Source organism: Streptomyces sp. NPDC091271, from assembly GCF_044757505.1.
Lineage (GTDB): Bacteria > Actinomycetota > Actinomycetes > Streptomycetales > Streptomycetaceae > Streptomyces.
Map to the genome: position 1 here is coordinate 1 of NZ_JBIVVD010000003.1, position 13,577 is coordinate 13,577.

General features: G+C 70.7%; 11 protein-coding genes and 1 rRNA gene. 7 read left to right on the forward strand and 5 right to left on the reverse strand.

Translation table 11 applies throughout. The features are described 5' to 3' along the window. Positions 1-88 (forward strand): 5S ribosomal RNA (gene rrf, locus ACIQM3_RS11830); the annotation flags it as partial. 120 nt (positions 89-208) lie between these two features. On the opposite strand, the gene ACIQM3_RS11835 is transcribed toward rrf, so the two are convergent. The 5 genes from ACIQM3_RS11835 to ACIQM3_RS11855 are packed head-to-tail and all read right to left on the reverse strand — an operon-like array spanning position 209 to position 5,674. Further along, complete coding sequence (locus tag ACIQM3_RS11835; protein WP_401622444.1) at positions 209-1,522, reverse strand: DUF58 domain-containing protein; 1,314 nt, start codon at positions 1,520-1,522, stop codon at positions 209-211. 10 nt (positions 1,523-1,532) lie between these two features. Then, positions 1,533-2,552, reverse strand: coding sequence for an AAA family ATPase (locus ACIQM3_RS11840; RefSeq protein ID WP_401622447.1), 1,020 nt, complete (start codon positions 2,550-2,552; stop codon positions 1,533-1,535). Next, positions 2,549-3,778 (reverse strand): DUF4350 domain-containing protein, encoded by a 1,230-nt coding sequence (locus ACIQM3_RS11845; protein ID WP_401622450.1) that lies wholly within the window; start codon positions 3,776-3,778, stop codon positions 2,549-2,551. The genes ACIQM3_RS11840 and ACIQM3_RS11845 overlap by 4 nt, the downstream gene beginning before the upstream one ends. Then, on the reverse strand, positions 3,775-4,461 hold the full coding sequence (locus ACIQM3_RS11850; RefSeq protein ID WP_401622453.1) for a DUF4129 domain-containing protein: 687 nt from the start codon (positions 4,459-4,461) through the stop codon (positions 3,775-3,777). Before ACIQM3_RS11850 ends, ACIQM3_RS11845 begins: the two co-directional genes overlap by 4 nt. 4 nt (positions 4,462-4,465) lie before the next feature. Then, positions 4,466-5,674, reverse strand: coding sequence for a glycerophosphoryl diester phosphodiesterase membrane domain-containing protein (locus tag ACIQM3_RS11855; protein ID WP_401622456.1), 1,209 nt, complete (start codon positions 5,672-5,674; stop codon positions 4,466-4,468). A gap of 140 nt (positions 5,675-5,814) precedes the next feature. On the opposite strand from ACIQM3_RS11855, the gene mtnA reads away from it, so the two are divergent. The 6 genes from mtnA (at position 5,815) to hpf (ending at position 13,397) form a co-directional block, all read left to right on the forward strand. Then, on the forward strand, positions 5,815-6,963 hold the full coding sequence (mtnA, locus tag ACIQM3_RS11860) for an S-methyl-5-thioribose-1-phosphate isomerase (protein WP_401622459.1): 1,149 nt from the start codon (positions 5,815-5,817) through the stop codon (positions 6,961-6,963). Positions 6,964-6,967: 4 nt separating this feature from the next. After that, positions 6,968-7,657, forward strand: coding sequence for a two-component system response regulator MtrA (gene mtrA, locus ACIQM3_RS11865; protein WP_187281934.1), 690 nt, complete (start codon positions 6,968-6,970; stop codon positions 7,655-7,657). A 1-nt stretch (position 7,658) separates the two neighbouring features. Then, a complete protein-coding gene (mtrB, locus tag ACIQM3_RS11870; RefSeq protein ID WP_401622462.1) occupies positions 7,659-9,692 on the forward strand; it encodes an MtrAB system histidine kinase MtrB in 2,034 nt (677 codons plus the stop codon). Beyond that, positions 9,682-11,541, forward strand: a complete 1,860-nt coding sequence (locus ACIQM3_RS11875; protein ID WP_401622465.1) for an LpqB family beta-propeller domain-containing protein — start codon at positions 9,682-9,684, stop codon at positions 11,539-11,541. The genes mtrB and ACIQM3_RS11875 overlap by 11 nt, the downstream gene beginning before the upstream one ends. Before the next feature lie 120 nt (positions 11,542-11,661). Next, the gene (locus ACIQM3_RS11880) at positions 11,662-12,378 is read left to right on the forward strand and encodes a ComF family protein (RefSeq protein ID WP_401622468.1); all 717 of its coding nucleotides are present in this window, start codon (positions 11,662-11,664) and stop codon (positions 12,376-12,378) included. Between the two features lie 329 nt (positions 12,379-12,707). After that, a complete protein-coding gene (gene hpf / locus ACIQM3_RS11885; protein ID WP_401622471.1) occupies positions 12,708-13,397 on the forward strand; it encodes a ribosome hibernation-promoting factor, HPF/YfiA family in 690 nt (229 codons plus the stop codon). Positions 13,398-13,577 lie beyond the last annotated feature (180 nt).

A 13,577-nucleotide genomic window follows, 5' to 3' on the forward strand; every position in this document is an offset into this window, starting at 1 on the left:
CGGTTACATTCCGAACCCGGAAGCTAAGCCTTTCAGCGCCGATGGTACTGCAGGGGGGACCCTGTGGGAGAGTAGGACGCCGCCGAACAATTATTACGGACTAGCCCCGTGCCCTTGTGGCACGGGGCTTTTCTGCGTTCAAGGGCGGAATCCGAGTCGGCAGGCGGCGCACCATTCCCCGGAACAGTGCGCCGCCTGCCCGTACTTTCTACAGTCGGCCGGCCGCTTTCAGCGCAAGGTAGGCATCAGCGAGGGCGGGGGCGAGGTCGTCGGGGGCGGCGTCGACGACCGTGACACCGTGACGTCGGAGCTGGTCCGCGGTGCGGCGGCGCTGGGCTTGTGCCTGCGTGCCGGCGGCGGCCTCGTAGATCGCGTCCACTGTGCCTCGCGCGTGGGTCATCACTTCTACGTGGGGGTCCGCCACCGCTGCGACCAGAACCGTGTGGCGCTGGGTGAGTTGTGGGAGGACGGGCAGGAGGCCTTCCTCGATAGGCGCGGCGTCCAGACTCGTGAGCAGGACGATCAGGGAGCGGCGGGGAGCGCTTGCCAGCGCGGCCGTGCTGAGACCACGTGCATCGGTCTCCACGAGTTCGGGCTCCAGAGTGGCCAGGGTGCTGACGAGAGTCGACAGGATGTCCCCTCTCGCTGTTCTCCCCTGTACCTGGGCCCGGACACGCCGGTCGTAGGCGATCAGATTCACACGGTCGCCGGCGCGGGTGGCGAGGGCGGTGAGGAGAAGGGTCGCGTCCATGGCTGCGTCGAGTCGAGGTACGTCACCTACCCGGCCCGCCGATGTGCGGCCGGTGTCGAGGATGACGAGGATGTGGCGGTCGCGCTCAGGGCGCCAGGTGCGGACAGCGACTGCGGACTGGCGTGCGGTGGCCCGCCAGTCGATGGAACGGGTGTCGTCTCCCGGAACGTAGGCGCGCAGGCTGTCGAACTCCGTGCCTTCTCCACGTGTGAGAACGCTGGTCCTGCCGTCGAGCTCACGAAGCCGGGCCAGACGCGAGGGCAGGTGCTTCCGGCTCGTGAAGGGCGGCAGCACGCGGACCGTCCAGGGGACGCGGTGGTACCCCTGCCGGGCCGCGAGACCGAGGGGTCCGAACGACCGGACAGTGACACGGTCGGTCTGGCGGTCTCCACGCCGCGACGGACGCAGGAGAGTGGTCAGGCGGTGTCGTTCCCCGGCGGGTAGGCCGAACTGATGGCGGGACGACGCCTGTTCGGACTCCGAGGTCCAACTGCTGGGGGGCCAGGCGTCGCGGAGGTGGGCACGGAGCCGGCGCCGGGACGGATTGGTCACTGTGAGTTGCACTGCTGCGGTGTCGCCGAGTCGAACGGATGTATCACCGGATCGGGTGAACTGCAGCGTACGCACTGGCGCAGCCAGGGCGTAGTCGCACAGAATTGCCAATGAGAGCGGGACATTGACCGCGAGCAGGCCCGTCCAGCTCGGGGCCAGTATGCCTACGGGGAGTGACCCCAGAGCCGCCACCAGGGCGGCCCGTCCGGTGAGGGCCATGGTCACCGCCTCACCGGGGGACGGGGACGTGGGCGAGGACAGAGGTGATGACGGAGTCCGGGGTGACTCCCTCCATCTCCGCTTCCGGCCGCAGCTGTATGCGATGACGGAGTGTGGGCAGAGCGAGGGCTTTCACATCGTCCGGGATGACATAGTCCCGGCCCGTGAGCCAGGCCCATGCCCGTGCGGTGGAGAGCAGTGCGGTGGCTCCTCGGGGGGAGGCTCCGAGGGTGAGTGAGGGGGATTCACGCGTGGCACGACAGATGTCCACGACATAGGCGGCGATCTCGGGGGAGACCGAGGTCTTGGCGACGGCGGCGCGCGCCGCTTCGAGGTCGGCGGGGCCGGCGACGGGCTGTATGCCTGCCGCCTTGAGGTCACGAGGGTTGAACCCGTCCGCGTGGCGGGTGAGCACGTTGATCTCGTCCTCGCGTGAGGGGAGGGGGACTGTCAGTTTGAGGAGGAAGCGGTCCAGCTGCGCCTCGGGCAGCGGGTAGGTGCCCTCGTATTCGACCGGGTTCTGGGTTGCAGCCACGAGGAAGGGGTCGGGCAGCGGACGCGGGGACCCGTCGATGGTGACCTGACGTTCTTCCATGGCCTCCAGCAAGGAGGACTGCGTCTTGGGCGGGGTTCGGTTGATCTCGTCGGCGAGCAGGAGATTGGTGAACACCGGGCCGGGCTGGAAGGAGAACTCGGCGGTGCGGGCGTCGTAGACGAGTGAGCCCGTGACGTCGCTCGGCATGAGGTCGGGGGTGAACTGGACGCGCTTGGTGTCCAGTTCGAGCGAGGCGGCAAGTGCGCGGACCAGGAGGGTCTTCGCCACTCCGGGCACGCCCTCCAGGAGTACGTGGCCTCGGCAGAGGAGAGCGACGACCAGTCCGGTGACGGCCGGGTCCTGGCCGACCACAGCCTTGGCGATCTCGGAACGCAGGGCTTCCAGGGATGCGCGGGCGCTGTCGGAGTTCGCCGGAGCCACAGGGGACCCTGCTGTTGCCGCAAGCTCGGCGGTCTCCGGGGTCGGGGCGCTCATGACGTGCGTACCTCTCTTTCGAGGGCGTCGAGTTGATCGGTCAGAAGAACGAGCGCGGCGTCATCAGCCGGCGCAGCGCCGAAGAGGAGGTCGCTGAGGTCGTCGCCCGGGTTGCTGAGGCGTCTGGCGACGGCGGGAAGGAGCACCGCGCGGGAATCGGTATCACGGGGGGAGACACCGAGGAGGGAGGAGATGCGGTTTCGGGTGGCGGAGCGCAGTTCGGCCGCGGCACGGTCACGGGCGTCGGCCTTGCGGTAGAGGCGGGCCCGTCCTTCAGCGGATTCGGAGGCCCGGACGGCCACCGGCAGGTGCTCGGTGACCAGGGGGCCGAAGCGACGGGCGCGCCAGACGGCGGCGAGCACGGCGGCCAGGGCCAGTTGGAGAGTGCCCCAGAGCCAGCCTGAGGGGATGAGGCCGAGGAAGCCGCTCTCTCCTTCGGTTCCGCCGTCACTGTTGTCGTCCTGGCCGGCCGCGCCGCCTTCGGCCGCGGAGGGATCGTCGAGTGAGGGGAGGTACCAAACGAGATGCGGGCGGGAGCCGAGGAGTTGCAGGCCCAGCGAGGCGTTGCCCTGCTGGTCGAGCCGGTCGTTGTAGAGGAAGTCGGGGGAGCCGAGCAGCACGGTGTCGCCGGTGCTCCGCCCCGGCAGGACAAGGAGGGAGGCGAGTCCGTTGTCCGGGTAGCAGGCGGTGGCCCGGCGTGCGTCCGTCGCGTAGTGGATGCCGCCCATGTCGGAGGTGCCCGCGGTGCGGGCCGCGGGGAGTTCGCAGCGCGGGGGGCGTGCGGTGACCGGTCCGTGGGCTTCCGGGTGCACGCCGGGGGCGAGCCGAGCCACGGAGGGGCTGCCAGGGGCGATGAGGACGGTGCGGCCCGCGGAGCCGGCGGTCGCCGTGTGGAGGCGCCGCTGCTGGTGTGCGGTGAGCACGTTGGGTCCGGTGACCAGCAGGGTGGCGTCGGGGCCCAACGCGCCGGTGGCCTCGTCGAGGGTGGTGACGACATCGACGGATATGCCGCGGTCCTTGAGGAGTTCGGCGACGGCCCGGCTGCCGTAGGGATCCGCGGAGCGGGGATCGAGCCGGCCGTGCTGGCCGCCGGAGCGGACGGCGGCAAGGGCGACCCCGGCGACGACGAGAATGAGGAGTGCGAGCAGCAGCCCCCGGACGCGCCGCCAGATCTGTTGGGGGCTGCGGGACTCCGAGGTGGTGGGAACGGCCGCGAGGGCGGTCATCCGGCGGCCCCTCGGGCCGCGCCGGTGGTCAGCAGGGGCTTTGCGGCCTCGAGTTCCAGGTCGAGGGTGCACAGGGTCAGGTACGCGGCCTCGTCGGCGGTGCGCCCCCCGTATGTGACGTCGTCGAAGACCCGGGCGGCGGCGCGGAGCCGGTCGGCGTGTGCGGGCATCAGCCGGCCGGCCTCGGCGGCCGCCTCGTCCGCGGTGCGGCCGGGGCGTGGGTCGAGCACGGCCCGGTCCTCCAGGGAGCGTACGAGGGCGCGCATCCGTTCCTGGACGGCTGCGGTCCAGCGCCGGGCTTCGGCGTGCGCGGCGGCGTCGGTGCGGTGGTCGGCCGCGCTGCGGGTGGTGCTGTCGAAGAGCGTCTCGGGGGCACGGGGGGCTCGTCGAGGTGTGCCGAGCCTCCACCACAGGGCGGCCCCAAGGCCGACGACGGCCAGGGCGAGTACGACGAGCCCCAGCGGGCCGCCGGGGGCGGCGTCGGCGGCACCGGCGAAGAGGTCACCGATCCAGTCCCAGAAGCGGTCGAGGCCGCGTTCCAGGAGGTTCGGGTCGTGTTCGTGGTACATCGGACGGGACAGTTCGTCCTGCGCCGCCTCGCGGGCGGGGACGCGTGAAGTGTCCACGGGTATGTCCTCGCCCGCCCGGATGAGTCGTACCGCTGCGGTGGTGCCCCCCGTCACCGCATCAGCTCCTGGGGGTGTCGTAGCCGGGCACGCCCGCGGCCCGGGCCAGTTCGAGGTCGAGGGCTTCACGGCGGATGCGCTGGTCGACGTAGAGCAGGGCCATCACTCCGGCGGTGAAGGGGTACGCGACCGTCGAGACGATCACTTCGCCGATGCCCGTGATGATGAGGAAGGGCCAGCCGAACTCCGTCGAGCTGCTGTTGAGGAACTCGCTCAGGCCGTCGCTGTCCACGGTCACCGCGATGATGCCGAACGGAATCGCGATGATCAAGGTCAGGACGATGACCAGCAGGTAGGTGAGGGCCAGGATGCCGAACGTCCGCCACCAGTTTCCTCTGACCAGCTTGGCGGACCGGCGGAGCGAGGTGATCACGGACTGCCGTTCCAGCATCAACGCCGGCGCCGCGAGCGTGAAGCGGATCATCAGCCAGAGAACGACGCCACAGGAGGCGAGGAAGCCGAGGAAGGTCAGAGCGATCCCGCCCGCACCGCTGCCGAGAGCCAGGCCGGGAAGCAGGCCCACCGCCATGATCGCGGCGCTCATCGCGCTCAGCAGAAGGGTCAGCCCGAGCAGGGGGAGAAGCCGGGGGCGGGCCTCGGACCATGCTTCGGAGAGTGTCAGGCTCCGGCCGAGCACGGAGCGGCTGATCACCACGGTGAGGACGGAGGTGGTGATGAGCGTGGCGATCATCGCGACGAGCGTGCCGGGGGCGCTGTTGATCAGCTGGGACTGTGCCGAGTCGGTGGCCTGGCGGAGCGCCTCCGCCCCGGTCGCGTTCGGGTCGACCGACTCCTGCTCGGGCAGTACATAGCGCTGCAGGAGGATGATCACGATCTCGGCGATCACGGAGACGGTGAGGCTGATGCCCAGCACCGTGCGCCAGTGGGTGCGCATGGTGGACACCGCGCCGTCGAGGATCTCGCCGACCCCCAGGGGGCGGAGCGGGATGACGCCGGGCTTCGCAGCCATGGGCGGGCGGCCCCCCCCGGAGCCCTGCGGCATGCCGCCCCAGCCCGGAGCGGGTGGTGGCGCGCCCGGGCCGGTGCCGGGGGCGCTCGGCGGCGACCACTGCCCCGGAGGCGGCTGTGCGGGAGACCACTGTCCGGCGGGCCCGCTTCCGTCGACGGGAGCGGAGGGTTTGGGAATGCCCGTCTCCTGGCCGTCGGAGGGGGCGGATCCGGGCGAAGCCCAGCCCGGAGAGTCGTTCATCGTCGCTCCTTCACAGTCCTGTCCGCTCATCGGGGCGGCAGGTTGCCAGCCATCGTGCCACGCGTCGGTCCGGTGCGGGTCTGGTGCTGTATCTCCTTCTTGCCTTCGTGCACGGGCGGTTCAGCGGGCAGACTGGGCAGATGGCTGATCAGGACGCGCAATCGCCGGTGGGCATCGAGCCTCCGGCCCTCTCCGTACTCCGCTGGGACGAGCCCCCGGAAGGACCTGCGGTGGTGCTCCTCGACCAGACGCGGCTGCCCGCCGAGGAGGCCGAGCTGGTGTGTGCCGATGTGCCCGCGCTGGTGCGGGCGATCCGGACTCTCGCGGTGCGAGGGGCACCTCTGCTGGGTATCGCCGGGGGTTACGGGGTGGCGCTGGCCGCTGCGCGGGGTGAGGACGTGGCTCAGGCCGCGGAGCTGCTGGAACAGGCGCGGCCCACCGCGGTGAATCTCGGGTACGGGGCGCGGCGGGTGGCGCGGGTGTACCAGGCGGCGGCCGGGAGCGGGTCGGGCCCGGAGGCGGCCGCGATGGCGGCCCTGGCCGAGGCGCGGTCTCTGCATCAGGAGGACGCGGCGGCCAGTGGGCGGATGGCGCAGTACGGTCTGGAACTGCTCGGGGAGCTCCTTCCGGGGGGAGGCGGGCACCGGCTGCTGACCCACTGCAACACCGGGGCGCTCGTGTCCGGTGGTGCGGGGACCGCGTTCGCGGTGGCGCTGAGGGCGCACCGGAAGGGCAGCCTGCGACAGCTGTGGGTGGACGAGACCCGGCCGCTGCTCCAGGGCGCCCGGCTGACGGCGTACGAGGCGGCGCGGAACGGGATGCCGTACAGCTTGCTCACGGACAGCGCTGCGGGTTCGCTGTTTGCGGCGGGGGAGGTGGATGCCGTAATCATCGGGGCGGACCGCATCGCCGCGGACGGCTCGGTGGCCAACAAGGTGGGGAGCTATCCGTTGGCGGTGCTCGCGAAATACCACCACGTGCCGTTCCTCGTCGTGGCACCCACGACCACGGTCGATCTGGAGACGGTGGACGGCACATCGATCGTCGTGGAGCAGCGTTCCGCGGCGGAAGTGACAGAGTTCACATCCAGGCCGGGTGCTCCGGTCGGGGGTGAGGGTGGCGGGACGGTCGTCGCGCCCCTGGGAACCCATGCGTACAACCCCGCATTCGACATCACGCCGCCCGAACTGGTCACGGCGATCGTCACGGAGGAGGGCGTCATTTCCCCGGTCACGGGGGTCGGACTGGCAGAGCTGTGTGCCAGGTCATCGCAGGTAACGATTAGCTAATGGGATGATGTCGTTTATGAAGGGACGCGTCCTTGTCGTCGACGACGACACCGCACTGGCCGAGATGCTCGGCATTGTGCTGCGGGGAGAAGGTTTCGAGCCGTCGTTCGTAGCGGACGGCGACAAGGCACTGGCCGCATTTCGTGAGGCCAAGCCCGACCTGGTGCTGCTGGACCTCATGCTGCCCGGAAGGGACGGCATCGAGGTCTGCAGGCTGATCAGGGCCGAGTCGGGTGTGCCGATCGTCATGCTCACTGCCAAGAGCGACACGGTGGATGTGGTGGTGGGCCTGGAATCCGGGGCCGACGACTACATCGTCAAGCCGTTCAAACCGAAGGAGTTGGTTGCCCGGATCAGGGCGCGTTTGCGGAGGTCCGAAGAGCCCGCGCCGGAACAGCTGGCGATCGGTGACCTGGTCATCGACGTGGCCGGTCACTCGGTGAAGCGGGAGGGGCAGTCCATCGCCCTGACCCCGCTGGAGTTCGACCTGCTGGTCGCTCTCGCCCGTAAGCCGTGGCAGGTCTTCACCCGTGAGGTGCTGCTCGAGCAGGTCTGGGGCTATCGCCATGCCGCCGACACTCGTCTGGTGAACGTGCACGTCCAGCGGCTGCGCTCGAAGGTGGAGAAGGACCCGGAACGGCCGGAGATCGTTGTGACCGTCCGTGGTGTCGGTTACAAGGCCGGACCGAGCTGACATGACCCTGGGCAGCGCTGCTCCGCCACCCGGGGTGCCCGGGGCCCGTACGGAGCGGGCTGCCGGTCCGGCACGGGGTGCTCCTCGTTTCGGCCGGGCCCCGTTGGGCGGCCGGTTGTTCCGTGCCCGGACGCCCGGCGGCCCCGTGCCGCGGCTGCTGATGCGGTGGATCCGTGGCCCGCTGCTGCCGGCTGTCCGCCTGTGGCGGCGCAATCTGCAGCTCCGCGTCGTGGCGGGCACGCTGCTGATGTCGATCGCCGTGGTGCTGCTCCTCGGGTTCGTCGTGATCGGGCAGGTCCGTAACGGCCTGCTCGAGGCGAAGGGCAAGGCCGCGCAGACACAGGCGGCCGGTGGCTTCGCGGCCGCCCAGACGAACGCCAACGCGCCTCTCGTCCCGGGTGACCAGAGCGAGGAGGGCGCCGACGGCATGACGGCCAACGCCTCCTGGCGCACCGAGCTCGTCGACCAGCTCGCCAGTGGAGGCACGAACGCCTTCAACGTGGTGGCGCTCAGCCCCGACTCCGCCGGGCAAGGCACCACCAGCCGCGCCCCGCGCGGCTCGGGCAGCGTGGACGCGTCCAGCATCCCGCAGAAGCTGCGGGACGACGTGGGCAAGGGCGCGGGTGCCTTCCAGACGTACTCGCTGATCAAGTACTCGCACGGGAAGCACGCGGAGCCCGGGCTCGTCGTGGGCAAGCGGCTCTACGACGTCGACCACAATCCGTACGAGCTGTATTACCTCTTCCCGCTCACGCAGGAGGAGAAGTCGCTGACGCTGGTGACGACGACCCTGGCCACGGCCGGCCTGTTCGTGGTCGTGCTGCTCGGTGCCATCGCCTGGTTCGTGGTGCGCCAGGTCGTCACGCCCGTACGGATGGCGGCGGGGATCGCCGAGAGGCTTTCCGCGGGGAGGCTTCAGGAGCGGATGAAGGTCACCGGTGAGGACGACATCGCGCGCCTCGGCGAGGCCTTCAACAAGATGGCGCAGAACCTCCAGCTGAAGATCCAGCAGCTGGAGGAGCTCTCCCGTATGCAGCGGCGTTTCGTCTCGGACGTCAGCCATGAGCTGCGCACCCCGCTGACGACCGTGCGGATGGCCGCCGATGTCATCCATGAGGCGCGTGTCGACTTCGACCCGGTCACGGCCCGGTCCGCGGAGCTGCTGGGGGACCAGCTCGACCGCTTCGAGTCGCTCCTCTCCGATCTGCTGGAGATCAGCAGGTTCGATGCGGGGGCCGCGGCGCTGGAGGCCGAACCGATAGATCTGCGTACGGTCGTCCGGCGGGTGATCGGCGGCGCCGAGCCGCTGGCGGAGCGCAAGGGCACCCGGATCCGGGTGCTGGGTGACGAACAGCCCGTGGTCGCGGAGGCCGACGCGCGCCGGGTCGAGCGGGTTCTGCGCAATCTCGTCGTCAACGCCGTCGAGCACGGTGAGGGACGGGACGTCATCGTGCGGATGGGTGTCGCGCAGGGTGCTGTGGCCGTGGCGGTCAGGGACTACGGCGTGGGGCTCAAGCCGGGGGAGGCGACCCGGGTCTTCAACCGCTTCTGGCGGGCGGATCCGGCACGTGCCCGCACCACCGGCGGCAGCGGTCTGGGGCTGTCGATCGCCGTCGAGGACGCCCGGCTGCACGGAGGCTGGCTGCAGGCCTGGGGCGAACCCGGTGGCGGCTCGCAGTTCCGGCTGACCCTGCCGCGCACGGCGGACGAGCCGCTGCGCGGTTCGCCGATACCGCTGGAGCCGGAGGACTCCCGGCGCAACCGGGAGGACCGTGAGCGTGCGGAGGCGGTGCCGGCGGTGAGCGAGCCGCGGCTGATGTCCGTACCGAGCCAGACGGGTTCCACGGCGCGTTCGCACCTGGCCGTGCCGGCGCACGGGCCCGCGGCGCCGCGGGTGGCGACGTCGGTCGACCCGACGGCTCTGCCGGGCAGCGGAGCACGTGTGGTGTCGCGTCCGGCCGGCGGCCGGCCGGGCGGGGGCGCCGATCCAGAGACGCAGGATCCGGAGCAGGAGGACACGACTCGTGGACACTGACCGCCGTCGGGGCGGGCGGGCGGTGCGGGTGTCCGTGCTGTTCGGCTGCGGCGTCATGGTGCTCGCCGGGTGCGGAGCGATGCCGGTCACCGGCGACGTGAAGGCGGTCGACGCCTCGCAGCCCGGCGATTCCCAGGTTCAGGTGTACGCCGTGCCGCCGAGGGAGGGCGCCACGCCCATCGAGGTCGTCGACGGCTTCCTGGAGTCGATGACCAGCGACGACCCCGATTTCGAGACGACCCGCAAGTATCTGACGGCGGAGGCGGGCCGGAGCTGGCGGCCGGGCGAGGGCACCACGGTGCTCGCGAAGGCGCCCAACCGCAACGGGCCCACGATCCACGACAAGGCACGCGGGAGCGCCGAGACCACCTACACGCTGACCGGCGAACAGGTGGCGGCGGTCGACGCGCAGAGTTCGTACCGGCCGCTGGCCCCGTCGGAGTACTCCCAGATGCTTCATCTGGTCCGGGAGAAGGGGACGGACGGCAAGCAGGAGTGGCGTATCGACATCGTGCCGGACGGGCTGGTGCTCGGGCAGTCCGACTTCAAGCGCCTCTACCGGTCCGTGAACAAGTACTACTTCGCCGCCGGGCGGGCGGACGACGAGGCCGCGCTGGTCGCCGATCCTGTCTACGTACGGAACCGCACGGACCCCGTCACGCGGATGGACACCGTCACGCAGACGGTGCGAACGCTGCTGGAGGGCCCGTCGAACTGGCTGCGGCCGGTGGTCGATTCACGCTTTCCCGCGGGTACGGCGCTGAAGAGCGGGGTCACCTCGCTGACGACCGACGACCAGAACGTCCTGAAGGTGCCGCTCAACAAGAAGGCCGACAAGGCCGGGCAGGACGCCTGCCGGATGATGGCGGCCCAGGTGCTCTTCACGCTGCGGGACCTGACGTCCGCCCGGGTGGGGCAGGTGGAGCTGCAGGGGCAGCAGGGTCCGTTGTGCTCCCTCGGGGCCGACGAGGCCGAGGATTTCGCCTCGGCCAAGGGCTTGGACGAGCCCGACAGCCAGTACTTCGTGGACGACAAGGGGCGCGTGCAGCGCATCCCCGGAAGCACCAAGGGCAGTGGCGATCCGGCGCCGGTGACCGGTCCGCTGGGCAGCGGGACGGTGGCCATGAGCGCCGTGGGCGTGGCCAGGGACGAGGAGAAGGCCGCGGCGGTCTCGGAGAACCAGCAGCATCTCTACGTGTCCTCCCTCACCGAGGAGAGCGAGCCGGCCGCCCCCGTGGTGACCAGTAGCGCGAAGAAGGCCGCGGACCGGCTGTCGGCACCGAGCTGGGACGGCAAGGGCGATCTGTGGGTCGCAGACCGTGACCCGTCGGATCCCAGGTTGCTGCGCCTGGTCGACGGTGCCGGAGAGCCGCAGGAGGTGTCGGTGCCCGGTCTGAGCGGCGGGCGGATCGAGGCCCTGCGGATGTCCTCGGACGGGGTGCGGATCGCCCTGCGGGTCTCGAGGGACGGGCACACGACGCTGCTCATCGGCCGGGTCGAGCGTCATGGCTCGGGAGAGACCGAACAGGTCTCGGTGGAGGACCTGCGCCAGGCCGCGCCCCAGCTGGCCGATGTGACAGCTGTTTCCTGGTCCGGCCGCAGCCGTCTCGTGGTGGTCGGCAAGGAGGAGGGCGGTGTGCAGCAGGTGCGTTACGTCCAGGCCGACGGATCCACGTCGTCCTCCGGGGTCCTGCCCGGTGTGAACCAGGTGACGGCTGTCGCGGCTGCCGACGACGACCAGCTTCCGCTGATGGCGGACACCGAGAGCGACGGGATAGTGAAGCTGTCGCCGGGGGACAACTGGCAGACCGTCCTCAAGGAGGGCTCCTCGCTGGTCTACCCGGGCTGAGCGGCTGGGCCTGGGCCCGGGCCTGTCGGGGCTGCCCTTGCCGTCGGCGGGCGGAAAACCCTGTCCACAGGGTTATCCACAGGGATGGCCGAGTGCCCGCCGTCCGGTCACAGTGGGACCGTGCGGGGTTGGTGGCAGGAGGTCGTGGGACTGGTGCTGCCCGTGGCCTGCGGGGGCTGCGGCAGACCGCGGACAGAGCTGTGCGAGGAGTGCGCCGCCGGTCTGGCGGCCGGCCCGCGCCGGGTGAGGCCGACGCCCGAGCCGGCGGGTCTGCCGGCGGTCCACGCGGCGGCGCCGTACGAGAACGCCGTACGCGCGATGCTGCTGGCCCACAAGGAGCGAGGGGTACTCGGCCTTGCCGGGGTGCTCGGCGGGGCGCTGGCGGCTGCTGTGAGGGCCGGAGCGGGGCATGCGGGTGACGCGGGCCCGCTGCTGCTGGTTCCCGTCCCCTCGGCGCGGCGGGCCACGGCCGGGCGCGGCCATGACCCGGCGCGCAGGATCGCGGCCGCGGCCGCGGCCGAACTGCGGCGTGGGGGCACGCGGGCGCGGGTGTCCGCCGTGCTGCGGCAGCGCCGTGCGGTGGCCGACCAGGCGGGGCTGGGGGCCCGGGAGCGGCTGGCGAATCTGGCGGGTGCTCTCGTCGTCGCGGACGGCGCCCGGAGGCTGCTCGACGGAGGCCGCGTCGTGCTGGTGGACGACCTGCTGACGACGGGGTCGTCGTTGGCGGAGGCGGCCCGCGCGGTCCGTGGAGCGCGCCCCGGCGACGGTCCGGCGGAAGGGCTTCGTGCCGCGGTTGTCGCAGCTTCTCCGTCTGCCTTCGAAATAAACCGGAACTGACAGATTTCTTGCGTCGTTGCAGGTGGCGAGTGGGTAATGGGGCCCGATCGGAGGTACGCGTGAGTAGCGGGTGCCGACACAGTGGTGGTCAGGCTATGTTCGGTTGTGAGGGACGGTGAATTCCGTGCCTCCGTGAATGCGCCACCAGGTTTCGGGCAGGTAACTCACCGATGGACCAGAAGCATGGAAATCGGTGGGGTGGAGACCCGGCCGATGGGGGAGGAGGAGGTGACAGCCACCGAGTCCGCGGCTCCGGCGATCACCGGAGCCTGGTGCAAAAGGGAGATGCTCCGCCGCCGAAGCGGAGCGATCCGGGAACGGAGTTCTGCGTGGACATCGTCGTCAAGGGCCGCAAGACCGAGGTGCCCGAGCGGTTCCGCAAGCACGTGGCCGAGAAACTGAAGCTGGACAAGATCCAGAAGTTCGACGGCAAGGTGATCAGCCTCGACGTCGAGGTGTCCAAGGAGCCCAATCCCCGTCAGGCCGACCGTGCGGCAAGGGTGGAGATCACGCTCCGCTCGCGTGGCCCGGTCATCCGGGCGGAAGCGGCAGCAGGCGACCCGTACGCAGCGCTTGACCTGGCCACCGACAAGCTGGACACCCAGCTGCGCAAGGAGCACGACAAGCGCTACAGCAGGCGCGGCAACGGCCGTCGGTCCGCAGCCGAGGTCGGAGAGGTCGTGCCGGATGCCGCCTCGTTCAACGGGGACGGCGAACTCATCCCGACGGAGCCGGAGCCGGCCGTGCCCACGACCAGGATCGGCTCGCTCGAGGTCCAGGGCGAAGGGCCGCTCGTGGTGCGTGAGAAGACGCACGTGGCAGCGCCGATGACGCTCGACCAGGCGCTCTACGAGATGGAGCTGGTCGGGCACGACTTCTACCTGTTCGTCGACTCCGAGACCAAGGAGCCCAGTGTCGTCTACCGTCGGCACGCCTATGACTACGGTGTCATTCACCTGAGGACCGACCCGCTGGCCTCCGACGAGGCGGGCGGCGCGGGCGGTGCGCTCGGCGGCTGACACCCACCGCTCACAGCCGATCCGCGGTGCCCCTGGAAGCGTTTGCGCGCCTCCGGGGGCACCGCGCGTGACGCGGGGGCGCCGCTTCGGCGGCCAGGCATGAAAGCATGGCGCCCCAGGCCAATCAGTGCTCTGTGCACTGGCGTTGGCTGACAGCCTGTGACCTCAGGCAGTGGCCTT

Bases quoted from the DNA above. Each gene is read 5' to 3' on its own strand.
- mtnA (WP_401622459.1), top strand. From the start codon at position 5,815: ATGGCTGATCAGGACGCGCAATCGCCGGTGGGCATCGAGCCTCCGGCC.
- mtrB (WP_401622462.1), top strand. From the start codon at position 7,659: ATGACCCTGGGCAGCGCTGCTCCGCCACCCGGGGTGCCCGGGGCCCGT.
- ACIQM3_RS11840 (WP_401622447.1), bottom strand. From the start codon at position 2,552: ATGAGCGCCCCGACCCCGGAGACCGCCGAGCTTGCGGCAACAGCAGGG.
- mtrA (WP_187281934.1), top strand. From the start codon at position 6,968: ATGATGTCGTTTATGAAGGGACGCGTCCTTGTCGTCGACGACGACACC.
- ACIQM3_RS11855 (WP_401622456.1), bottom strand. From the start codon at position 5,674: ATGAACGACTCTCCGGGCTGGGCTTCGCCCGGATCCGCCCCCTCCGAC.
- ACIQM3_RS11835 (WP_401622444.1), bottom strand. From the start codon at position 1,522: ATGGCCCTCACCGGACGGGCCGCCCTGGTGGCGGCTCTGGGGTCACTC.
- ACIQM3_RS11845 (WP_401622450.1), bottom strand. From the start codon at position 3,778: ATGACCGCCCTCGCGGCCGTTCCCACCACCTCGGAGTCCCGCAGCCCC.